Below are 20,866 nucleotides of genomic sequence, written 5' to 3'. Positions count from 1 at the left end.
TCGACCATCGACGGCAACGTCGCGGTTCAGGCGGGCGGCTTGAGCGCCGTCGGTGCCGGTCTCATGCTGGCGGTTGCCAACTCGACGATCTCGAACAACCGGGCGGTGGGGAATCCGGGCACCGGTGGCGGCATGCTGATCGGCGCGGGGTTTCCCTCGACCCTGACCAACGTGACGGTCTCGGGCAACGCTGCCGAGTCGAGCGGCGGAGGAATCCAAGCCTTCGGGAACCTCACCTTCCGCAACCTGACGTTCGGCGACAACGCCGCGCCAACCGGCAGCCAGATCTTCAGTGACACCGGCCCGCTCACGCTCACGAGCTCCATCCTCAGCGGAGCTGCCGGCGGCCACTGCGCCGGAACGGCCCTACCCGTCTCGGGCGACTTCAACATCGACTCCGACGGATCGTGCGGTCTCGCCGGCCCGAACGACCGCACCGTCGATCCGCAGCTCGGGCCGCTCGCCGACAACGGCGGCCCGACGTTCACGCACCTTCCCGCGGCTGCGAGCGCCGCGATCGACGGCGGCAACCCGGTCGAGTGTCCCGCCACCGATCAGCGGGGCCAGGTCCGGCCGACGGACGGCAACGGCGACGGCACCGTCGTCTGCGACATCGGAGCAGTGGAGTTCCTGGACCTGTGTCCCACCGATCCCGCCAAGGTGATTCCCGGCACCTGCGGGTGCGGCGTGCCCGACGTCGACGTCGCGCTTCCCAACGGTGTCGCCGACTGTCTCGTGAACGGCGAGCTGAAAGCCCGAATCGAGCGCGCGAGAACGATCCTCCGCGCCCTCACCGGCGACGCATCCGACAAGGCGCTGGAAACCGAGCTCATCAACCTCGTGGGTGGGTTCGCGGCATACGTCAAGCAATTCAAGGCCCAGCTCGTACTCGTCGATCCCAAGGCGAAGCTCGACAAGCTCGCCAAGAAGACCAAGAAGCCCGTCAAGAAGGTCACCAAGGCCAAGGCGGGCAAGAAGCTCGACAAGGCCAAGGCAAAGGCCACGACGGCGCTCGACAACCTCGATCGCGCGGTGGCGCCGCAGTAGCCTGCGCTCGCCTTCCCTTGACCCTGCTCGACGGCGCATGTTACGTGCCCGGGCCGTTCGGCGTTCCGCCCGTCGCCGCCACGCATGTCGATCCTCATCAACAAGGACACCACCGTCATCATCCAGGGGATCACGGGCCGCGAGGCGGTGAACCTCACGCGCGAAGGGCTCGACTACGGCACCAAGATCGTCGGCGGCGTCACGCCCGGACGCGCCGGACGCGACGTGTACGGCGTGCCGGTCCACGACTGCGTGCGCGACATCACGAGCACACGGCACGTCGACGCGTCGATCGTCACCGTCCCGCCGCGCTTCACGCGCGACGCCGTCTTCGAGGCGATCGACGCCGGCGTGAAGCTCGTCGTCATCGTCACCGAGCGCATCCCGCGCGGCGAGGTGGCGCAGATGGTGGAGTTCGCGAAGCTCCGTGGCGCGCGCATCATCGGTCCCAACTGCCTGGGCGTCCTCTCGCCCGACGAGGCGAAGGTGGGCGGCCTCGGGGGACCGGCCGTGAACGTGCGCCGGGCCTTCAAGAAGGGGCCGATCGGCGTCATGTCCAGGTCCGGCGGCATGACGACGGAGATCGCGAACACGCTCTCCGCCGCGGGCCTCGGCCAATCGACGTGCGTGTCGATCGGCGGCGACGCCGTCATCGGCTCGACCTACGCCGAGCTGATGCCGCTCTTCGAGGCCGATCGCGACACGAAGGCCATCGCGATCTACTCCGAGCCCGGCGGCCGCATGGAGGCCGAGCTCGCCGACTGGGTCCGCGAGCACAAGTCGCGCCTCCCGATCGTCGCCTTCATGGCGGGCCGCTTCATGGACGAGATGCCCGGCATGCGCTTCGGTCACGCGGGCACCATCGTGGAAGGCAAGGCCGACACGACCGCCGACAAGATCGAGCGCATGCGCGCCGCCGGCATCTCGGTGGCCGAGCGCATCGAAGAGATCCCCGCGCTCCTGAAGGAGCGCCTCGCCACCGTGGGAGCCTGAGCCATGCCGGGCATGTTCATCGACGTGAAGGTCGCCCCCGAGGTCGCCAAGGACGCGGCGCTCGCGAAGAAGCTCGTGGAGGTCTGTCCCGTCAACATCTTCAAGCAGGCGACCGACGGCGCGCTGCAGATCGTCGAGGACAACCTCGACGAGTGCACGCTGTGCGACCTCTGCGTCCAGGCGGCCCCGCGCGGCACCGTGCAGGTCGTGAAGCTGTACGAGTAGGAGCCTCCATGCGTAGTCCGCGCGACTTTCTGAAGCCGCTGGCGCTCGGCGCGCCCGAGCCGGTGCGCGAGATCCCGTTCGGCCCTTCGCGCATGATCCACTTCTTCGATCCCTCGAACGAGAAGATGGCCGCCAAGCTGCCGGATCTCGCGCGACAGGCCGACATCCTGCTCGGAAACCTCGAGGATGCGATCGCCGCGGACAAGAAGGTCGCGGCGCGCGAGGGCCTCGTTCGCGTCGGCCGCGAGGTCGATCTCGGCGACACGCCGCTGTGGACGCGTATCAACAGCCTCGACTCGCCGTGGTGTCTCGACGACCTCACGACGCTCGTCGGCGCGATCGGACAGCGCCTGTCGGTCGTCATGGTCCCCAAGGTCGAGGGGCCATGGGACATCCACTACGTCGACCGGCTGCTGGCGCAGCTCGAAGCCAAGCACAAGCTGCAGCGCCCCCTGCTCGTCCATGCCATCCTCGAGACGGCGCTCGGCGTGACCAACGTCGAAGAGATCTGCGCCGCGAGCCCGCGCATGCAGGGCGTGAGCTTCGGCCCGGCGGACCTCGCCGCGTCCCGTCGCATGAAGACGACCCGCGTCGGCGGCGGCCATCCCGCCTATCTCGTCCGCAGCGATCCCGACAAGCAGCACCCGGAGGCACCGCGCCCGACGGCGCAGCAGGATCCGTGGCACTACTCGATCGCGCGCATGGTCGATGCCTGCACTGCGATGGGGTGCCTGCCCTTCTATGGGCCGTTCGGCGACATCGGCGATTCGCTCGGCTGCGAGGACCAGTTCCGCGCCGCCTTCCTGCTCGGCTGCGTCGGCGCGTGGTCGCTGCACCCGAACCAGATCGCGATCGCGAAGAAGGTCTTCAGCCCGCCCATCGACGAAGTGCTGTTCGCGAAGAAGGTCCTCGAGGCGATTCCCGACGGCCGCGGCGTCCACATGATCGACGGCAAGATGCAGGACGACGCCACCTGGAAGCAGTGCAAGGTGATGGTGAGCCTGGCCGAGCTGCTTGCCCGGAAGGACCCGGACCTGAAGAAGGCGTACGGCCTCTAGCCCATGCCCGATCGACCTCCCCTCGATCCGGAAGAGCTGCGCGCCCAGTGGAAGGCCGGCTGGGACGCCGCCATGGGCTTCCGCTACGTGCGGGCGACGCGCGACGAGGTGGTGGTCGAGTACGACGTCGGTCCCGTCCACCGGCAGCCGTACGGCATCGTCCACGGGGGCGTCCATTGCGGTGTCGTCGAGGCCGTCTGCTCCACCGGGGCCGCGATGGACGCGATGGCGCGCGGCCAGAGCGTCGTCGGGCTCGAGAACCACACGAGCTTCGTGCGCGCCGTGCGCGAGGGCAAGATCACGATCACGGCGAAGCCCATCACCCGGGGCCGGCGGGTTCAGCTCTGGGAGGCGACGTCGCGCGACGAGGCGGGCCGCATCGTCTCCACCGGACGCGTGCGGCTGCTCTGCCTGGATCCCGGCACCGAGCTCGCGGGCGAGACGGTGCGCGAGATGCCTACCAAGCCAAAGGCGCCATAGCGCCACCGACGACGAGAGCCAGGGTCGGCGAAAGTTCGGATCGAGGGCATGGTGACGAAACGGACGGCTTTGGCGGCGATCGTCTCCCTGGTGCTGGGTGGCTGCACGGCGATGCGCGACCACCCGACGCTCTGCAAGGCCATCACGACCGCCAGCGGAGCCGTCGTCGGCGGAACGCTCGGTGGCGTGCTGGTGGGCGAGTTCGAGGGCGGGACGGGTGGCGACTCGGGTGAGATCGCCGCGGGCACCGGCGGTGGCTTCGTCGGCGGTGGCCTCATCGGCTATCTCATCGGCCACTACGCCTGCCCCAAGGAAGGCGCTCCGCCTCCGCCGCCTCCTCCGCCGCCGGCGAAGGGCACGAAGATCGCCGACATCCCGGGCCCCAACTTCGAGCTCAACAAGTCGACCCTGACGCCTGCGGGTCGGGCCAAGGTCACCGAGGCCGCCCAGATCCTGAAGAGCAACCCGACGATCCACGTCGAGGTGGGCGGCTACACCGACTCGATCGGTAGCGACAAGTACAACCTGGGCCTGTCCGAACGCCGTGCTCGCACGGTGGCCGACGCGCTCGTGAATGACGGCATCAGCCCGAGCCGTCTCACGGTGCGCGGCTATGGCAAGACCCATCCGATCGCCGACAACGGCACGGAAGCGGGACGCGCCCGCAACCGTCGCGTCGAGCTCGTCGTCGACTAGGGGGGCCGACCCAAGACTCCTAGCAGCGCGCGATCTCGACCAGCTTCGCACGCCCGAGGCCACGGATCTCCGGTATCGCGACGCCCACGTCGTCCGACCAGAAGCGGGCGTCGCCGAGCAGCTCGATCGTGGCGCGCAGGTGTCCGTCCTGCGAGAACAGCGCCCCGCCCGCTCGCAGCCGCGGATAGAGCCAACGCACGCAGGTCCGCGTCGACTCGATGAGATCGACGTCGAGCAGCACCACGTCGAGCGGTCGAGTGAGCCCCGGCAGCGTGTCGGCAAACCATCCCTTGGCGAACTCGCACGCCTCCGGCGCTCCGAAGCGACGCACGGTGCGACGCACCAGCGAGAGGGTCCCGCGAAACGCGCCCTCGCGGAACTCCACCGGTCGCCCGTAGATGTTCTCGTGGCGCTCGGCGTTCGGCGGCACGCCCCGGAAGGAGTCGCAGACGACGAGGCGCGCGCCGGCGAGGCGGGCGACCAGGCTGAGCTTCGCCGTTCCCCCGCCTTTTCCGGCGCCGGCTTCGAGCACCGTGAGATCGGGACGACCCGCGAGCCGCAGCACGCGGTCGGCGACCGCCAGGACCTCGGCCTGCGTATGGTAGGTCCGCACGTGGTTCGTGATGCGCAGGAACCGCCGCACGAGGTCGAGGCGCGTCCCGAGCGGGATCGCGATCGGATAGCTCGCCCGCAGAAAGGCCAGGATCGCGCGCCGATCGCGACCCACGGCGTACCGGACCGACAGGCTTCGTCGGTAGAGCGATCCGGGTCCTCGGCGCATGCGACGGGGGGAGCGCTCTACGGATGCGCGGCGACCTTGGTCGGTGCGCGGACGACGCCGCGGGCGCGAAGCTCGCCCAGCGTCAGGATCCTTCCGGTGTAGTCGAGATCCTGCGTGGCGAGCCAGAGCACGGCGTCCGTCATGATGACGGCGTCCTCGAACCACGAGCGATCGAAGTCGGCCGGTAGCGTCGCGTCGAAGCCTTCGGTCCAGATCGGCATGTCGATCCGGATGCAATTCACGGCGACGCGGCCCGCGAGATCGTGCGCGAGCGCTTCGGTCATCCCTTCGAGCGCGAGCTTGGTCGCCGTGTAGCTCGCGCGGCCGAACGACGGCGTCACGGCGGCTCCCGACGAGACGTTGATCACCCGGCCTCCGCCGGCGGCCGCCATGCGCGGACAGAGATGGTACATGCAGTAGAAGGGACCATTCAGGTTGACGTCGACGGCGAGCCGCCACCGCCGCACGGAGTCGTCGAGCGCCGGCTTGGGCGGCGCGACGGCCGCGTTGTTGATCAGCAGGTCGCAGCGCCCCCATTCGCGATAGACGCGCTCGGCGAGGCCGGCGACGGCTTCTTCGTCCTGTACGTCGAGCGCCAGCGCCATGGCGCGGCGTCCCGCCCGCTCGACCCCGGCCGCGGTCTCCTCGACCGTACCGGGGAGCTTGCCCGGCGCCGCGCTCGACGTCCGTGCGGTGCACACGACGTCGTAGCCCGCCACGGCGAGATCGGCGCACAGGCGCTTGCCGATGCCGCGGCTGGCTCCGGTCACGATCGCGACGGGAGTGCCCTTCGACATGGGCCCGGAGTCTCCGCCGCAGGGTCGCGCGCGTCAACGCCCGTGCGCGTGGTGGCATCGCGTCGCGGCGTCGTGCTAGGCGAGACCGATGCTCACTCGCGTGCATCACGTCGGGCTGGTCGTGAAACGCATCGAGGACGGCCTCGCCCTCTGGCGCGACGTGTTCGGTCTCGAGGTCTCCGCTCAGGCGACCGTCGCCGATCAGGGCGTCAAGGCGGCGCTGCTCCCGATCGGTCGCAGCGAGATCGAGCTGCTCGAGCCGGTCGACGCGAAGGGCGGCGTCGCCAAGTTCCTCGAGAAGCGCGGCGAGGGCCTGCATCACGTGTGCTTCGAGACGCCCGACGTCGGGGCCGAGCTCGCCGCGGCGCGGGCGGCGGGATTTCCGCTCATCGACGAGGCGCCGCGCAAGGGCCTCGCCGGCATGATCTGCTTCCTGCACCCGAAGGGCACGCGCGGCGTCCTGACCGAGTTCGCGACGCCACCACCCCGCTCGCACCATCACGGTCCGTGCGGCAAGGGCGCCCTGCACGGCCTCGCGCTCCGCGAGGTGACGGCACGCAGCCACGACGCGCGAGCGGCCGCCGAGGTGTTCCACGCGAAGCTCGGGCTCGCGATGGACGACGCCGCCGCGCGTCCCGGCGCCGTGACGGCGGCCGTGACGGTCGGTGGCGTCCGGCTCTGCTTCGTGGGTGACGATCCGTCGTCGACCGGCGCCGAGGCGGTGGCGCTTCGCGGCGAGCTCGAGCGCGGCGGCGAGGGTATCGCGGCGCTGGTGCTCGAAGTCCCCGATCCGGCAGCCGCCGCGCCGGCGCTCACCGCCCGTGGCGCGCACCCTGCCGGCGATGGCCTCCGGCTCGACGCCGCACGCTGCCACGGCGTGCCGCTCCGTATCGAACGCGCGCGCTAGGCGCGCGCACCGATCGCGTCGAAGACGAGGGTGAGCGCGTAGTTGAGCGCCGTCTCGCGGTCGACGGCGTCGGCGCCGAGTCCCCAGTCGCGCAGCGCGCCCAGGATCGAGCGCAGGACGAAGTGCGCCAGCGCGTCGCTCGGAATGTCGCGGCGGATCTCGCCGCGCGCCTGGCCGATCTCGACGAGGGGCTGGATCAGCTTGTGCGGCGCATCGACCGGTAGGCGCTCGGCGCTCGTTCCCATCTCGAGGATGGCGCGACCGGTCACCTCGCGTCCCCAGTCCTTGCCGCGCACGACCTCGTCGAGGATCGCGGTGAGCGCGTCGCGGAAGGTCTCGCGTGCGATCAGCGCCGGCAGCATGTCGCGGATGCGGCGCAGCCGCTGCAGCCCGTACTCCAGCAGGAGGTCCTCCTTGCGATGGAAGTACAGGTAGAAGGTCCCCTTGGAGACGCCGGCCGCGGCGCAGATCGCGTCGACGGTCGTCTCGTCGACCCCCTGCTCGAGGAAGAGCGCGTTGGCGGACTCGCGGATCGCAGCCCGGGTGCGTTCGCTGCGCTTCGCGCCGTCGCTGCCGGGGCGCGATCGCGTCCCGTCGGCCCGCGAGGGCGGGCGGCGTGCAATTTTCTGAACGCTGGTCATGTCACCTAAATACTCAGTAACACGAGTGTCTCTCGTTGTCATACGATAAATTCGTGGTGGCATACTTGACGTTGGTCAGTTTTTCGCTCATCTCCGGTGAAACGCGAGTCCGCACCGAATGGCCCCCGATTCCTCCCCTACTACCATCGTCTTTCCCGGCCAAGGGTCCCAGCGACCGGGGATGGGCCGGGACTTCGACGAGCGCTTCGAGGAGAGCCGGCGGGTCTACGACGAGGCGTCCGAGGCCCTGGGCCTGGATCTGCGAGCGCTCTGCTTCGAGGCCGACGATCGGCTGAGCCTCACCGAGTACGGCCAACCGGCCATCCTCGCGACCGAGATCGCGATGCTCCGCGGCCTCCGGGCGGCACACGGCCTCGTCGCGACGCGGTTCGGCGGCCACAGCCTCGGCGAGTACACGGCCCTCGTCGCCGCCGGCGTGCTCCCGCTGGCCGATGCGGTCCGCATCGTGCGCGAGCGCGGCCGCCTCATGCAGCGGGCCGTCCCCGTGGGGGTGGGGCGGATGACCGCCGTCATCGGCGAGCGGCTCGATCCGGGCATCGTCGCGCGGGCCATCCAGGGCCTGGAGGTCACGATCGCGAACGACAACTCCCCGGAGCAGGTCGTCCTGTCGGGACGAGCCCAGGACGTCTGCGAAGCCGAGCGCCGCCTCGGCGATGCCGGCGGCGCCCTCCGGCTGGTCGCGCTCGACGTGAGCGCTCCGTTCCACTCGCCGCTCATGGCGCCGATCGAGCCCGCGTTCGAGGCCGTGCTCGCGGGCGCGCAGCTCGACGTCGCCGGCGCCGCGTCCGTGACGTCGAACCTGACGGGCGGCTTCCACGACGCCGACGCGACCCTGCTGCGCGCCCGACTCGTCCGGCAGATCAGCGGCACCGTACGCTGGCAGGACAACATGCGCGCGCTGACCGAGGGGCCGACGACCGTGATCGAGATCGGTCCCGGACGCCCGCTGCGCGCCTTCTTCAAGGCGATCGGCGTGGCGGTCCACTCGATCATCGACATCCGCTCCGCGGAGCGCGTCGCGACGGCCAAGGCGGCGGCGTGAGATTTGCCGCGCATCAATGGGTGGTGGTGCTGGGCGGCTCGAGCGGTTTCGGTCTCGCGACCGCGCAGAAGCTCGCCGAGCACGGTCTCAACTGCTTCATCGTGCACCGCGACCGGCGCGGCGCCATGGCGCGCATCGAGCCGGAGTTCGACCAGATCCGCCGCCACGGCGTCTCGCTCGTCACCATGAACGTCGACGCGCTCGATCCGGCGATGCGCGAGGAGTGCCTCGCACGTCTCGCCGACGCCCTGGGTCCCGACGGACGGGTTCGCGTCCTGCTGCACTCGATCGCCTTCGGCAACCTGAAGCTCCTCTTGCCCGATCCTCCCGTCGAGCGGCCGGCGATCGGCCGGCTCGCCGAGGCGCTCGGCATCGACGCGCAGCACCTCGCGACCACGGTGAACCGCCTGTTCGGCGAAGGCTTCGACGTCCTGGGGCCGCTCGCCGAGGCGCCCGCGTATCCGAGCGGCGCCTTCCTCGAGGAGGAGGACTTCCAGCGCACGATCGACAGCATGGGGACGAGCCTCGTCACGTGGGCCCGGGCGCTGCTCGCGCGCCGCCTCTTCGCCGACGACGCGCGCGTCGTCGGTTTGACCAGCGAGGGCAACACCGTCGCGTGGAAGGGCTACGCCGCCGTGGCCGCGGCGAAGGTCGTGCTCGAGTCGGTGGCGCGGGCGATGGCGGTCGAGCTCGCGCCGTACGGCGTGCGCTCGAACATCGTCCAGGCGGGCATCACCGACACGCCGGCGCTGCGCGCCATTCCCGGCCACGATCACCTGGCGGCGCAAGCGCGGCTGCGGAACCCGTTTCGCCGTCTGACCACGCCGCGCGACGTCGCGAACGCGATCTTCCTGCTCGCCTCCGACGAGGCGGCGTGGATCAACGGCGCCATCCTGCGCGTGGACGGCGGCGAGCACGTGGCGGGAGCGGTCGCGTGACGGTCTTCCTGCACGGCCTCGGGCACTTCCATCCCGAGAACGAGATCACGAACGACTTCCTCGAAGGGCTCGATCTCGGCACGACCGACGCGTGGATCATGGAGCGCGTCGGCATCCGCTCGCGCCGCACGACGCTGCCGCTCGACTACATCCGCTCGACCCGCAACCGCGACCCGCGCGGCGCCCAGGAAGCGACGCTCTACACGCACGCCGACGCGGGACGGCGCGCCGCCGAGATGGCGCTCGGGCGTGCCGGCATCGGCGCCGCCGACATCGGCCTGGTCATCGCCGGCTCGTCGGTCATGGACACGGCGACACCCGCCGAAGCCTGCAACATCGCGCACGCGCTCGGCATCGAGGCGCCGGCGCTCGACGTCAACTCGGCCTGCACGAGCTTCTTCGCGCAGCTCCACCTGCTCTCCCTCATGCGGCCCGACGCGCTCCCGCCGTTCGTGCTGCTGGTCGTCGCGGAGGCCGTCACGCGCGCCGTCGACTACACCGATCGCGCCTCGGCCGTCCTGTGGGGCGACGGCACGATCGCCGCCGTGGTCTCGACCACCGTGCCGGGCCGCGCGTCGATCGTGGAGAGCACGCTCGTCTCGAGCCCGGAGGGCGCCGAACGCGTGGTCGTCCCGCGGACGGGCCACTTCCGCCAGGACGGACGCGTCGTCCAGATGTTCGCGATCAAGAAGACGGCGCAGCTCCTGAGACACCTCCAGGACGCCTACCGGCAGGAGGGGCGGCGCTTTCGGTTCGTCGGACACCAGGCGAATCTCCGCATGCTCGAGGCCGTCTGCCGGCAGTGCGACATCCCGGACGATCGGCACCACGCGAACGTGGAGTGGTTCGGCAACACGGCCGGCGCGGGGGCGCCGTCCGTCCTCTCGATGCGATGGGACGACTGGTCGGCGGACGACGACGTCGCGGTCGTCGGTGTCGGCGCCGGTCTCACCTGGTCGAGCTACCTCTTGCGCTTCGGGGCCGCGGCATGACCCACGCCGAGTTCCGATCGCGCCGGTCCTTCGCGCTCCCGGAGCTGCTCGCCTTCGCACACGGGCGCCTGATCGACGACCCGCCGGCGGGGTTCGCGACGCGGCTCCCGCTTCCGCCGATGCTCATGGTCGACCGCATCGTCGACGTCCGCCAGGACGGCGCGCGCGGCACGATCGTCGGCGAGCGCGACGTCCGTCCCGACGACTGGTTCTTCGCGTGCCATTTCGCGGGCGACCCGGTGCAACCCGGCTGCCTCGGCGTCGATGCCGTCTGGCAACTGATCGGCTTCTTCTGCGCCTGGCGCGGCGGGCTCGGCGCCGGGCGGGCGCTCGGGTGCGGCGAGATCGCATTCGACGGTCAGATCCGCCCGCACGATCGCACGGTGCGCTATGCCGTCGACGTCCGGCGCTGCGCCGCGGTCGCCGACGGCACGGCCACGCTCGCAATCGGAGACGCGACCGTGTCGGTCGACGACACGCCCATCTACACGCTGCGCGGCGCGCGCGTCGGTCTCTTCCGGAACCTCGCCGACGCCGAACGCTCCGCCGCCCGCACCAACGGGAGCGCCGCATGAGCGATCGCCCCGTCGCGCTCGTGACCGGCGGTGGCACGGGCATCGGCGCCGCCTGCTGCCGCGCGCTCGCCACCAACGGCTTTCGCGTGGTGGTGCACTATCGCGGCAGCGAAGCGGCGGCGCAGGCGCTCGCCGCCGAGCTCGGCGACGCCTTCACCGTGCGCGCCGACCTCGCCGTGACGAGCGACATCGATGCGCTGGTCGCGACCCTGAAAGAGCGCGCGGGACGCGTGGACGTGCTGGTCAACAACGCCGGCTGCAACCGCAACGCGCCGACCCCACGCATGAGCCTCGACGACTACGACGCCGTCGCCGGCATCGCGCGCGGCACCTGGTACCTGACCAAGCTCGTGCTGCGCCAGTTCATGCTGCGCCAGGGCACGGGCCGCATCATCAACATCACGAGCGTCGTCGGCCACACGGGCAACCAGGGCCAGGTGCCGTACACGATGGCGAAGGCGGGGCTCGACGCGCTCACCAAGTCGCTCGCGCAGGAGCTCGCCGGCCGCGCGATCCTGGTGAACTCGGTCGCGCCGGGGTTCGTCGCGACCGACATGACGGCGACGCTGCCCGACGAGGCGCGCGACGCGATCCTGGCGCGCGTCCCGCTGGGTCGCATGGGGACGGCGGAGGAGGTGGCCGACGTGGTGGCCTTCCTCGCCACGCGAGGGAACTACGTGAACGGCTCGGTGCTGCACGTGAACGGAGGGCTCTACGGTGGCTGACCTCACGCCCGCCGAGGTGCTGGCCGCGGTGCCGCACCGCCCCCCCTTCCGCTTCATCGACGACATCCTCGAGCTGGACGCCGACCACATCGTCGCGACCTGCCGCTTTTCCCCCGACGCCGCGTTCTACGGCGGGCACTTCCCGGGCAATCCGATCACACCGGGCGTGCTCCTCCTCGAGGCCATGGCGCAGGCGGGCGTGGTGGCACACGGCATCTACCTGCTCGGCTCCGAGCCGGCGACCACGGGTCCGTTGCTCACGCTGTTCACCGACGCGACGGTGGAGTTCACGGGCATCGTGCGGCCCGGCGCGCGCGTGGTGATCCGCGGCCGCAAGCTGCTCTTCCGGCGCCGGCTCCTTCGATCCGAGGTCGAGATGCAGCTCGAGGACGGCAGGGTGGTCTGCCACGGAACGCTCTCGGGAATGGGAGTTCCCGCATGACGCGGCACCGGGTGGTCGTGACGGGCCTCGGCGTGGTCGCACCCAACGCCGTCGGTGTCGCCGGCTTCGAGCGCGCGTTGCGCGACGGGCGATCCGGCGTGCGCGCCGTCCCCAAGCTGCGCGAGCTCGGGTTCGCCTGCCAGGTGGCCGGCGTGCCGGACGGCGTCGACGAGCGCGTGGCCGCGATCTTCGACCCCGACGAGGTGCTGGCGATGAACTCGAACCATCGCTACGCGTGCCTCGCTGCCGTCGAGGCATGGGAGGACGCCGGGCTTCGCCGGCCCGCCGCGGGCGAGGACGCGGTCGATTGGGGCGCGGGTGCCGTCCTCGGGACGGGCATCGGCGGCATGGACACGATCGGCGAGCGGGTCGTGCCGCTGACCGACGGCGGCAAGCTCCGCCGTCTCGGCAGCACGGTCGTCGAGCAGGTGATGGCGAGCGGGATCTCGGCGCGCGTCGCGGGGCTGCTCGCGCTCGGCAACCAGGTGACGACGAACTCGAGCGCCTGCAGCACCGGCACGGAGGCGATCGTCGAAGGCGTCGAGCGCATCCGCGCGGGCCGCGCCGACCGCATGCTGTGCGGCGGGTCCGAGGGCGCGAGCCCCTACATCTGGGCCGGGTTCGATGCGATGCGCGTGCTCACGCGCGCCTCGAACGACGCGCCGGAGCGCGCGTCGCGACCGATGAGCGCGTCCGCGGCGGGCTTCGTCCCCGCGGCCGGCGCGGGCGTGCTGCTCCTCGAGCGGCTCGAGAGCGCGCTCGAGCGCGGCGCGCACATCCGTGCCGAGGTGCTCGGGGGGGCCGTGAACTGCGGTGGTCACCGCGGCGGCGGCAGCATGACGGCGCCCAACCCCGACGGCGTGCGCCGCTGCATTCGGGCTGCGCTCGACGACGCCGGCGTCGTGCCGCAGGCCGTCGGCGCGATCAACGGCCACCTGACCGCGACCGGCGCGGATCCGCGCGAGGTCCGCTCGTGGGCGGCGGCGCTCGAGCGCTCGCCGGCGACGCTGCCCCCGATCACGTCGACGAAGTCGCTGATCGGCCACGGGCTCGGCGCGGCGGGCGGCATCGAGAGCGTCGCCAGCGTGCTGATGGTCGAGAAGGGCTTCCTGCATCCGACCATCAACTGCGAGGACGTGCATCCCGAAATCACCCCGTTCGCCGGAGCCATTCCGCACGCCCCCCGGGAGATGCCGGACCTGCGGGTCCTCATCAAAGCCGGGTTCGGCTTCGGCGACGTCAATGCGTGCGTCCTGTTCGGCAAGTGGATGGGATGAGGCGCGAACACAGGAGGAGGAACGAAGCATGAGCGAAACCGACGTGATGACCAAAGTGGTGACGATCCTCACCCCCTACGCCAAGAACGGCGAGGCGCTGGCGGCGATCGGGCCGACGACGCACATCCTGGACGATCTCAAGGTGAACTCGGCGCGCCTGGTCGACGTCGTGCTCGCCTTCGAGGACGAGTTCGGCATCGAGATCGCCGACGACGACGTCGACGCCGTCAACACCGTGGGGGACGCGGTCCGGCTGATCTCCTCGAAGCTCTAGCCCGCGTGGCGGGCGAGACGACGAGGACCACGGCGCAGGGCGATGGCGGCCTCGCGCTCCAACGCTGCGTCGGCCGCTTGTTCTCCCCGTTGTGGGTGCCCGTGACGGTCGCTCTCATGCGCTTCGGCTTCGGATGGCGGATCGACGGTATGGACGACGCGCGTCGCGTCTACCGCGACCTGCGGCGTTCGGGCGATCCCCTGCTCGTCTGCGCGAACCACCTGACGCTGGTCGACTCGGCGCTCGTCGCCTGGGCCCTCGGCTCGCCCTGGTGGTTCCTGCTCGACTATGCCGCCCTTCCCTGGAACGTGCCCGAGCGCCAGAACTTCGCCGCCTCGACCGTCTCGCGGGTCCTCGTCTACCTCATGAAATGCGTTCCCGTGACGCGCGGGGGCGACCGCGCCGAGATCGGCCGCGTGCTCGCGCAGCTCGTCCATCTGCTCGCGCGAGGCGAGGTCGTCCTCCTCTTCCCCGAGGGTGGGCGGAGCCGGAGCGGAGCGGTGGAGGAGGAAAGCGCCGCGTACGGGGTGGGGCGCGTGATCGCCGCGCTGCCCGGGTGTCGCGTCCTGTGCGTCTACCTGCGCGGCGAGCGGCAGGAGGGATTCAGCGACCTGCCGGTTCGGGCCGATCGCTTTCGGGTGCAGGTCGAATGCCTGCGACCGACCTCGGAGCTGAAGGGCATGCGGCGGGCCCGCGATCTCGCGCAGCAGGTGACCCGCACCCTCAGCATCCTCGAGCAGAGACACTTCGATGATCGGCGATGACGTCGTGGACTTCGCCGACGAGGAGACCGCAGTCGGGACGCGCCATCCCCGGTTCGACGCGCGCGTGTTCGACCCGAGCGAGCGCGCGCTGCTCGGGATGAGTCGAGAACCCGAGCGGCTGCGCTGGATTCTGTGGGCGGCGAAGGAGAGCGCCTACAAGGCTGCGCGCAAGGAGGTACCGGCGACCGTGTTCTCGCCGTCGTGCTTCGTCGTCGAGCCGGAGGCCGGCGGCGACGTGACGGTCCACGCCGCAGGACGCCGCTTCCGCGTCGAGCTCCGGGGTGACGGCGATCACGTCCATGCCGTCGCGCACTCTGCCGGCGCCGCGGGACGCACCTGCGCCGCCGTGGCACGCATCGACGCCGGGGCGTCACCCAGCGCGGCCGCCCGCCGTCTCGCCATCGCCCGCCTCGCGCCCGTGCTTGGCGTCGCGCCCGAGCGTCTCGCGATCCATCGCCACGGGCGCGTGCCCGCGCTGTGGATCGACGGGGCCCCCGCCGCGGCCGACCTCTCCCTGGCGCACCACGGACGCTTCGTCTCGTTCGCGTGCGCCCTGCCGGCGAGGGACGCGTGACGCCCATCCGCTGCATCGGGGTCGTGAACCGCGGCGAAGCCGCCATGCGCTGCGTGCGCGCCGTGAAGGCCCTGCGCGCGCAGGAGGGCTCGTCCCTCCGGATCGCCGTGCTCTACACCCACGTCGATCGCGACGCGCCGTTCGTGCGCCATGCCGACGCCGCCGTCCGCCTGGCGACCTCCGGCGGCGAGGTGCGCGCCTACCTCGACCACGACATCGTGATGGCCGCGCTCCGCAGCGCCGGCGCCGACGCGGTCTGGCCCGGATGGGGCTTCGTCGCCGAGGATCCCGCATTCGCCGATCGCGTGGTGGCCGCAGGCATGCGCTTCCTCGGCCCGTCGAGCGCCGCGATGCGGGCGCTCGGCGACAAGATCGCGGCGAAGCAGCTCGCCGAGCGCGCGGGCGTTCCGGTCGCGGCGTGGAGCGGCGGAGTCGTCGCCGATGCGGAAGCGGCCGCGCGTGTCGGCGAGCAGATCGGCTATCCGCTGGTCGTGAAGGCGGCTGCCGGCGGCGGCGGGCGCGGCATCCGGATCGTCGACCATCCGGCGGCGCTACCCGCGGCGTTCGCTTCGGCCGCCGCCGAAGCGCAGGCCGCGTTCGGCGACGGCCGTCTCTTCCTCGAGCGCAAGGTCGTGCGCGGGCGGCACGTCGAGGTCCAGATCGCCGGCGACCTGCACGGCCGCGTGGTCGCGCTCGGCACTCGCGATTGCTCGGTGCAGCGGCGCCATCAGAAGGTGATCGAGGAGGCGCCGCCGCCGGATCTGTCGTCCGACCTCGCCGCGCAGCTCGCCGCGGCGGCGGTCCGTCTCGGACGCGAGGTCGGCTACACGGGACTCGGCACGGTCGAGTTCCTGGTCACCGACACCGAGCCATGCTTCCTCGAGATGAACCCGCGCCTGCAGGTCGAGCACGGGATCACCGAGGCGACGACGGGGCTCGATCTCGTCCAGCTCCAGATCCGGATCGCGCGCGGCGAGCGCATCGTGATGGGGCCACCGCCTCCGCGCGGCGTCGCGATCGAGGCACGGGTCTGCGCCGAGGATCCCGACGCCGGGTTCCTGCCCTCGCCCGGGCGCGTCGCGCGCTTCGATCCGGCGCTCGGACCCGGGGTTCGCGTCGACAGCGGTATCGCCGCCGGGAGCGTGGTCCCGCCCGCCTTCGATTCGCTGGTCGCGAAGGTGATCGCCACCGGCGCGACGCGCGAGGAGGCGCGCAGCCGCCTCGTCTGCGCCCTGCGCGACCTCGAACTCGTGATCGAAGGCGGCGCCACCAACACGGGCTACCTGATCGACCTCCTCGAGTCGCCGGAATTCCGGGCCGGCGGTGTCGACACCGGCTGGGTCGACCGCCGTCGCGCCGAGGATGGCTCCGCGCGCAGCGGCGACCGCGACGCGGCCGACGCCCTCGTCGCTGCCGCGATCCTCGCCTACCAGCGCCGGCGACATGCAGCGCGCCGGAGCTTCTTCGCCGAGAGCGCGAGCATGCCGCAGAGCCGGGTACCTGCGTCGGCCGGCCAGGAGATCGACCTCTCGTTCGAGGGCGCCGCCTATCGGCTGACGGTGTTCGCGCTCGGCGCGTGGCGATATCGCGTGCACATGGACGGGCGGGCGGTGGTCACCACGCTCCGCGAAGGCGAGCGACATCTCGCCCGCCTCGAGCTGCCCGGCCGCACGAGGCGCATCGTCTACGACGCGACCGAGGTCGGCCTGCGTCTCGAGCTGGACGGGCGGCCATATCGCTTCGGCTGGGAGACGACGGGGCACGTTCGCGCCCCGACACCCGCGCTCGTCGTCGCCATCCAGGTGGCCCCCGGCGACACGGTCGAGGCGGGTCAGGTGCTGGGTCTCCTCGAAGCGATGAAGATGGAGATCGGGTTCGTGGCGCCGGTCGCCGGGGTGGTCGCGGAGGTCCGCGTCCGTAGCGGCGAGCGCGTCGCCGCCCGTGACGTCCTGGTCGTCATCGAGCCGGCGTCTTCCGGCGCGGCCGCCGGGAATGCCGCGGGCCCCCGCATCGGGATCGAGCCCGCGGCCGAGCTGCTCGAGCTGGGCTCGGGGGATCCGCGGGCCGCGCCCGCGAGCCTCGCCGTCCTCGATCGCGCCGCCGCGGGCGAGCGCCGGGCCGCCGTCGAGACCCTGCGCGAAGAGATCGGCGCGGTACTGCGTGGCTACGACGTCGACGCCGCCCGCGTGGCGACCCTCGTGACGTTCCTCGAATCGACCGAGACGGCGCCCCTTTCGGCCGCGACCCGGTCGGAGCTCGCGGCGCTACGGGACGAGGTCGTCCTGTTCGCCGACGTGGAGCAGCTCTTCCTCACCGCGCCGAAGCTCGCCGGCGAGGGAACGGTCGACCCGTCCAACGCCGCGCGGCTGCGCGCGTACGTGCGCCGGATGCGCGCCGGCGGCGCGGGCGTGCCCGAATCCTTTCTCGCCCTCTTGCGCACGGCGCTCGCGCGCTACGGCGTCACGTCGCTCGTCCACCACGACGCGCTCGAGCGGGCGATGCTCCGCCTCCTCGCCACCCAGAACGTATCCGAGCTACGACGCCAGCTCGTGCGTGCGGTGCTGCGCTGTCTCGGCGCCGTCGCCGGCGCTGACCTGGCCACCGACGCGACGCTCGCCGACGCGCTCAGGCGTATCTCCGCCATGCGCGCTCTCGTGTCCGACGCGCTCGCCGACGCGGCCATCGAGACCGAGGTCGCGATCTTCGAGGCGCCCGCGGCCGCGCGGCGCGCCGAGCACGCGGCGCAGCGGATCGCGCCGTGGATGGACGCCGCCGTCGCCCACGCCGACGTGCCGCACGACGTCCTGCTGGATCTCGCCGCGATGCCCCGCGGCGTCTTCGATCGCGTGGGACGTTGGCTGCTGGAGAAGGATCCGGGGCGGCGGAACCTCGCGCTCATGGCGTACCTGCTCCGGCTCTATGCGCCCTCGGGTGCGACCGCGCGTACGGCGAACGACGGCCTGGCGTCCCTCGCGCACGTCGAGCTCATGGACGGGCGCGTCGTGGTCGGCGGGGTGAGCGCGCCGTCCGCCGTCGGAGCCGAGCTCGGGCGCATCTGCGGCGCGATCGCCGCGGGACGGATCATGGCGCGCGACGCGGTCGACGCCATCGAGCTGATCGTGCCGTGCGGCGACGCCGTCGACGTCGACGCGGTTGTGGCCGCCGCCGCGGCGGCGGCGTCGGCCCTGCTGCCCGCCCCGCGATGCACGCTCTCGTTCGTACGGCCCGGGGACGACGACATGCACCGCACGCTCGCTCGCGCACGGGCCGGCGCCTGCGAAGTTCCCGATCTCCTCGACCTGCACCCCGAGGTCGCATCGCGCATCGGATACGATCGCCTGCGGACCTTCGCGCTGGAGCGCCTGCCCGGCGCGGAGGACGTCTACTGCTTCTGGGGGCGCAGCCGCACCGTTCCCGACGACGAGCGCCTGTTCGTGCTCGCGCAGGTCCGCGGGCGCGACACCGGCGAGGGGGGCGATACCCCGCTGCACGTCGCGGCCTTCGAGCGCCAGTTCCATCAGGCGACGGCGCTCCTGCGCGCGGCCCGCAGCCTCCGCGATCCGCGGCGGCGCCTGCACTGGAACCGGCTGGTGGTCGACCTCGCGCCGGCCGTCGCGCTCGATCGCGAGGCGGTCGACCAGATCGCCCGGCGGCTCGCCCCGGCCACCCGCCACCTCGGCCTCGAGAAGGTGATCGTCCAGCTCCGGCTCGGAAGCCCGGCCGGCGTCGTCCCGATCGAGGTGGTGGTGAGCGACCTCACGGGCGCCCACATGGAGACGGCGATCCGCGAGCCGCGGACGGCGCCGCTCGAGCCGGCGGGCGACTACGAGCGCAACGTCGTCGAGGCGCGCCGGCGCCGCCTCGTCTATCCGTACGAGATCCTGCGCATGCTCACGCGGCGCAACGGCCATCCGACCGCCGCCAGCTTCGAGGAGTACGACCTCGATCCGACGGCCCCGGCACCGCGCGCGGCGTCCGTCGCCGGACGGCCGTACGGACGAAACCAGGCGGGCATCGTCTTCGGCGTGCTCAGCACGCCGACCGACAAGGTGCCCGAGGGGTTGCGGCGGGTCCTCATCCTCTCGGACCCGACGCGCGACATGGGAGCCCTCGCCGCGGCCGAATGCGACCGCATCGTGGCGGCATTCGATCTCGCCGAAGCGTGCGGGCTCCCGGTCGAGTGGATTCCGGTATCGAGCGGAGCGCGCATCGCGATGGACAGCGGAACCGAGAACCTCGACGCCACCGCGCGCGTCGCCCGCCGGATCGTCACCTTCACCGAGGCGGGCGGCGTCGTGCACGTCGTAGTGTACGGCGTCAACGTCGGCGCGCAGAGCTACTGGAACGCGCTCGCGACCATGCTCGGCCACACGCGCGGCGCGCTCGTCATGACGCCGGACGCGTCGATGGTGCTCACCGGGCGCGCGGCGCTCGAAGCGTCGGGCAGCGTCGCGGCCGAGGACGAGGTCGCGCTCGGCGGCTTCGAGCGCATCATGGGACCGAACGGCGAGGCGCAGTACTACGCGGGCGACCTCGCCGCCGCGCTGCGCGTCGTCGAGGAGCACTACCGGCACACCTACGTCGTCCCGGGTGAGACCGCGCCGCGCCTCCAGGCCACGAGCGACCCGTTCACGCGCGACGTCACGGCCGCGCCGTACCCCGCCGTCCACGGTCACGGCTTCGCGACCGTGGGCGAGATCTTCGACGACGCGACCAATCCCGGCCGCAAGCGCCCGTTCGCGATGCGGCCGGTGATGCAGGCCGTGATCGACCAGGACGGCGGGCACCTCGAGCGGTGGCGCTCGTGGGCCGGCGCGGAGACCGCGATCGTGTGGGACGCCCACCTGGGCGGGATGCCGATCTCACTCATCGGCATCGAGAGCCATTCGCTGCCGCGCGACGGCCATCGGCCCGCCGATGGTCCCGAGACCTGGACCGGCGGCACGCTCTTTCCGCAATCGTCGAAGAAGGTGGCGCGCGCCCTCAACGCGGCGAGCGGCAACCGGCCGGCCGTGATCCTGGCGAACCTCTCCGGCTTCGACGGGTCGCCGGAGTCGCTGCGCCGCCTGCAGCTCGAGCACGGCGCCGAGATCGCGCGCGCGGTCGTCCGGTTCGCAGGACCGCTCCTGTTCGTGGTCGTCTCGCGCTACCACGGCGGCGCCTACGTCGTCTTCTCGAAATCCCTGAACGACGCTCTGGGAGCGATCGCGCTCGAAGGATCCTACGCATCGGTGATCGGCGGTGCGCCGGCGGCGACGGTGATCTTCACGCGTGAGGTTCGCGCGCGCGCGGCGCGCGACCCGAAAGTGGTTCGCTGGCGGGACGCGCTGCGCCGCCGATCGACGGCGGCCGTACGCGATGGGCACGAGCGGGCGCTCGCCGAGGCCGTGCGAACGGCCCAGGCAGAGGTCGCGGCCGAGTTCGACGCGGTCCACACGGTCGAGCGCGCCTGCCGCGTCGGCTCGCTCGACGCCGTCGTCTCGCCACGCCTGCTCCGCCCGTCGCTCATTCTGGCGCTCCATCGCGCGGCGAGCGGCGTGGGGGCCTTCGGGTCGGAACCCCGAAATGACGAAGGCGGGGCACCCGTGGAGGTGCCCCGCCTTCGGTTCTGACGGTG

21 protein-coding genes are annotated in these 20,866 nt (G+C 71.9%); 18 read left to right on the top strand and 3 right to left on the bottom strand.

The window, feature by feature from the left end:
• The 6 genes from VMS22_00230 to VMS22_00205 form a co-directional block, all read left to right on the top strand.
• Window positions 1-1,047 (top strand): right-handed parallel beta-helix repeat-containing protein (locus VMS22_00230; protein HXJ32436.1); only part of this gene is annotated, 1,047 nt, incomplete at its 5' end.
• 84 nt (window positions 1,048-1,131) lie between these two features.
• Complete coding sequence (locus VMS22_00225; GenBank protein HXJ32435.1) at window positions 1,132-2,040, top strand: CoA-binding protein; 909 nt, start codon at window positions 1,132-1,134, stop codon at window positions 2,038-2,040.
• A gap of 3 nt (window positions 2,041-2,043) precedes the next feature.
• Window positions 2,044-2,265 carry a hypothetical protein gene (locus tag VMS22_00220; protein HXJ32434.1) on the top strand — a complete coding sequence of 74 codons (222 nt, stop codon included), beginning with the start codon at window positions 2,044-2,046 and terminating at the stop codon, window positions 2,263-2,265.
• An 8-nt stretch (window positions 2,266-2,273) separates the two neighbouring features.
• Window positions 2,274-3,323, top strand: coding sequence for a CoA ester lyase (locus VMS22_00215; GenBank protein ID HXJ32433.1), 1,050 nt, complete (start codon window positions 2,274-2,276; stop codon window positions 3,321-3,323).
• Between the two features lie 3 nt (window positions 3,324-3,326).
• Window positions 3,327-3,803 (top strand): PaaI family thioesterase, encoded by a 477-nt coding sequence (locus tag VMS22_00210; protein ID HXJ32432.1) that lies wholly within the window; start codon window positions 3,327-3,329, stop codon window positions 3,801-3,803.
• Between the two features lie 48 nt (window positions 3,804-3,851).
• The gene (locus VMS22_00205) at window positions 3,852-4,499 is read left to right on the top strand and encodes an OmpA family protein (protein HXJ32431.1); all 648 of its coding nucleotides are present in this window, start codon (window positions 3,852-3,854) and stop codon (window positions 4,497-4,499) included.
• 19 nt (window positions 4,500-4,518) lie between these two features.
• Here VMS22_00205 and VMS22_00200 read toward each other — a convergent pair whose 3' ends face one another.
• Together VMS22_00200 and VMS22_00195 are read right to left on the bottom strand one after the other, a co-directional pair.
• Window positions 4,519-5,226: a TylF/MycF/NovP-related O-methyltransferase gene (locus VMS22_00200; GenBank protein HXJ32430.1), complete on the bottom strand. Its 708-nt coding sequence runs from the start codon at window positions 5,224-5,226 to the stop codon at window positions 4,519-4,521.
• Between the two features lie 71 nt (window positions 5,227-5,297).
• The gene (locus tag VMS22_00195; protein HXJ32429.1) at window positions 5,298-6,077 is read right to left on the bottom strand and encodes an SDR family oxidoreductase; all 780 of its coding nucleotides are present in this window, start codon (window positions 6,075-6,077) and stop codon (window positions 5,298-5,300) included.
• Window positions 6,078-6,165: 88 nt separating this feature from the next.
• On the opposite strand from VMS22_00195, the gene mce reads away from it, so the two are divergent.
• Complete coding sequence (gene mce, locus VMS22_00190; protein ID HXJ32428.1) at window positions 6,166-6,984, top strand: methylmalonyl-CoA epimerase; 819 nt, start codon at window positions 6,166-6,168, stop codon at window positions 6,982-6,984.
• Here mce and VMS22_00185 read toward each other — a convergent pair.
• Window positions 6,981-7,625 (bottom strand): TetR/AcrR family transcriptional regulator, encoded by a 645-nt coding sequence (locus VMS22_00185; protein ID HXJ32427.1) that lies wholly within the window; start codon window positions 7,623-7,625, stop codon window positions 6,981-6,983. The two genes, mce and VMS22_00185, sit on opposite strands and share 4 nt — an antisense overlap.
• 118 nt (window positions 7,626-7,743) lie before the next feature.
• Here VMS22_00185 and VMS22_00180 point away from each other — a divergent pair, with 118 nt between their 5' ends.
• The 11 genes from VMS22_00180 to VMS22_00130 are packed head-to-tail and all read left to right on the top strand — an operon-like array spanning window position 7,744 to window position 20,861.
• Window positions 7,744-8,688: an ACP S-malonyltransferase gene (locus VMS22_00180; GenBank protein HXJ32426.1), complete on the top strand. Its 945-nt coding sequence runs from the start codon at window positions 7,744-7,746 to the stop codon at window positions 8,686-8,688.
• On the top strand, window positions 8,685-9,626 hold the full coding sequence (locus VMS22_00175) for an SDR family oxidoreductase (GenBank protein ID HXJ32425.1): 942 nt from the start codon (window positions 8,685-8,687) through the stop codon (window positions 9,624-9,626). Before VMS22_00180 ends, VMS22_00175 begins: the two co-directional genes overlap by 4 nt.
• The gene (locus VMS22_00170; protein ID HXJ32424.1) at window positions 9,623-10,618 is read left to right on the top strand and encodes a ketoacyl-ACP synthase III; all 996 of its coding nucleotides are present in this window, start codon (window positions 9,623-9,625) and stop codon (window positions 10,616-10,618) included. Before VMS22_00175 ends, VMS22_00170 begins: the two co-directional genes overlap by 4 nt.
• Entirely contained in the window at window positions 10,615-11,193 is a 579-nt protein-coding gene (fabA, locus tag VMS22_00165; GenBank protein HXJ32423.1) for a bifunctional 3-hydroxydecanoyl-ACP dehydratase/trans-2-decenoyl-ACP isomerase, read from the top strand. The genes VMS22_00170 and fabA overlap by 4 nt, the downstream gene beginning before the upstream one ends.
• Complete coding sequence (locus VMS22_00160) at window positions 11,190-11,918, top strand: SDR family oxidoreductase (GenBank protein HXJ32422.1); 729 nt, start codon at window positions 11,190-11,192, stop codon at window positions 11,916-11,918. The genes fabA and VMS22_00160 overlap by 4 nt, the downstream gene beginning before the upstream one ends.
• Window positions 11,911-12,360, top strand: a complete 450-nt coding sequence (locus tag VMS22_00155; protein HXJ32421.1) for a 3-hydroxyacyl-ACP dehydratase FabZ family protein — start codon at window positions 11,911-11,913, stop codon at window positions 12,358-12,360. The genes VMS22_00160 and VMS22_00155 overlap by 8 nt, the downstream gene beginning before the upstream one ends.
• Window positions 12,357-13,637, top strand: a complete 1,281-nt coding sequence (locus tag VMS22_00150; protein ID HXJ32420.1) for a beta-ketoacyl-[acyl-carrier-protein] synthase family protein — start codon at window positions 12,357-12,359, stop codon at window positions 13,635-13,637. The genes VMS22_00155 and VMS22_00150 overlap by 4 nt, the downstream gene beginning before the upstream one ends.
• Window positions 13,638-13,665: 28 nt before the next feature.
• Window positions 13,666-13,911 carry a phosphopantetheine-binding protein gene (locus VMS22_00145; protein ID HXJ32419.1) on the top strand — a complete coding sequence of 82 codons (246 nt, stop codon included), beginning with the start codon at window positions 13,666-13,668 and terminating at the stop codon, window positions 13,909-13,911.
• A gap of 5 nt (window positions 13,912-13,916) precedes the next feature.
• Window positions 13,917-14,675, top strand: a complete 759-nt coding sequence (locus tag VMS22_00140) for a lysophospholipid acyltransferase family protein (protein HXJ32418.1) — start codon at window positions 13,917-13,919, stop codon at window positions 14,673-14,675.
• Window positions 14,662-15,249, top strand: a complete 588-nt coding sequence (locus VMS22_00135) for a 4'-phosphopantetheinyl transferase superfamily protein (GenBank protein HXJ32417.1) — start codon at window positions 14,662-14,664, stop codon at window positions 15,247-15,249. The genes VMS22_00140 and VMS22_00135 overlap by 14 nt, the downstream gene beginning before the upstream one ends.
• Window positions 15,246-20,861 (top strand): carboxyl transferase domain-containing protein, encoded by a 5,616-nt coding sequence (locus VMS22_00130; protein ID HXJ32416.1) that lies wholly within the window; start codon window positions 15,246-15,248, stop codon window positions 20,859-20,861. The genes VMS22_00135 and VMS22_00130 overlap by 4 nt, the downstream gene beginning before the upstream one ends.
• Window positions 20,862-20,866: the final 5 nt, after the last annotated feature.

The sequence above is a fragment of the Candidatus Eisenbacteria bacterium genome (genome assembly GCA_035577985.1).
Classification (GTDB): Bacteria; Desulfobacterota; Binatia; order DP-6; family DP-6; genus DATJZY01.
This window is presented reverse-complemented; position numbering and strand designations above follow the sequence as displayed.

Coding starts and splice junctions, on each gene's coding strand:
- VMS22_00225 (HXJ32435.1), top strand. CDS start 1,132: ATGTCGATCCTCATCAACAAGGACACCACCGTCATCATCCAGGGGATC.
- VMS22_00220 (HXJ32434.1), top strand. CDS start 2,044: ATGCCGGGCATGTTCATCGACGTGAAGGTCGCCCCCGAGGTCGCCAAG.
- VMS22_00215 (HXJ32433.1), top strand. CDS start 2,274: ATGCGTAGTCCGCGCGACTTTCTGAAGCCGCTGGCGCTCGGCGCGCCC.
- VMS22_00210 (HXJ32432.1), top strand. CDS start 3,327: ATGCCCGATCGACCTCCCCTCGATCCGGAAGAGCTGCGCGCCCAGTGG.
- VMS22_00205 (HXJ32431.1), top strand. CDS start 3,852: ATGGTGACGAAACGGACGGCTTTGGCGGCGATCGTCTCCCTGGTGCTG.
- VMS22_00195 (HXJ32429.1), bottom strand. CDS start 6,077: ATGTCGAAGGGCACTCCCGTCGCGATCGTGACCGGAGCCAGCCGCGGC.
- mce (HXJ32428.1), top strand. CDS start 6,166: ATGCTCACTCGCGTGCATCACGTCGGGCTGGTCGTGAAACGCATCGAG.
- VMS22_00185 (HXJ32427.1), bottom strand. CDS start 7,625: ATGACCAGCGTTCAGAAAATTGCACGCCGCCCGCCCTCGCGGGCCGAC.
- VMS22_00180 (HXJ32426.1), top strand. CDS start 7,744: ATGGCCCCCGATTCCTCCCCTACTACCATCGTCTTTCCCGGCCAAGGG.
- fabA (HXJ32423.1), top strand. CDS start 10,615: ATGACCCACGCCGAGTTCCGATCGCGCCGGTCCTTCGCGCTCCCGGAG.
- VMS22_00160 (HXJ32422.1), top strand. CDS start 11,190: ATGAGCGATCGCCCCGTCGCGCTCGTGACCGGCGGTGGCACGGGCATC.
- VMS22_00150 (HXJ32420.1), top strand. CDS start 12,357: ATGACGCGGCACCGGGTGGTCGTGACGGGCCTCGGCGTGGTCGCACCC.
- VMS22_00145 (HXJ32419.1), top strand. CDS start 13,666: ATGAGCGAAACCGACGTGATGACCAAAGTGGTGACGATCCTCACCCCC.
- VMS22_00135 (HXJ32417.1), top strand. CDS start 14,662: ATGATCGGCGATGACGTCGTGGACTTCGCCGACGAGGAGACCGCAGTC.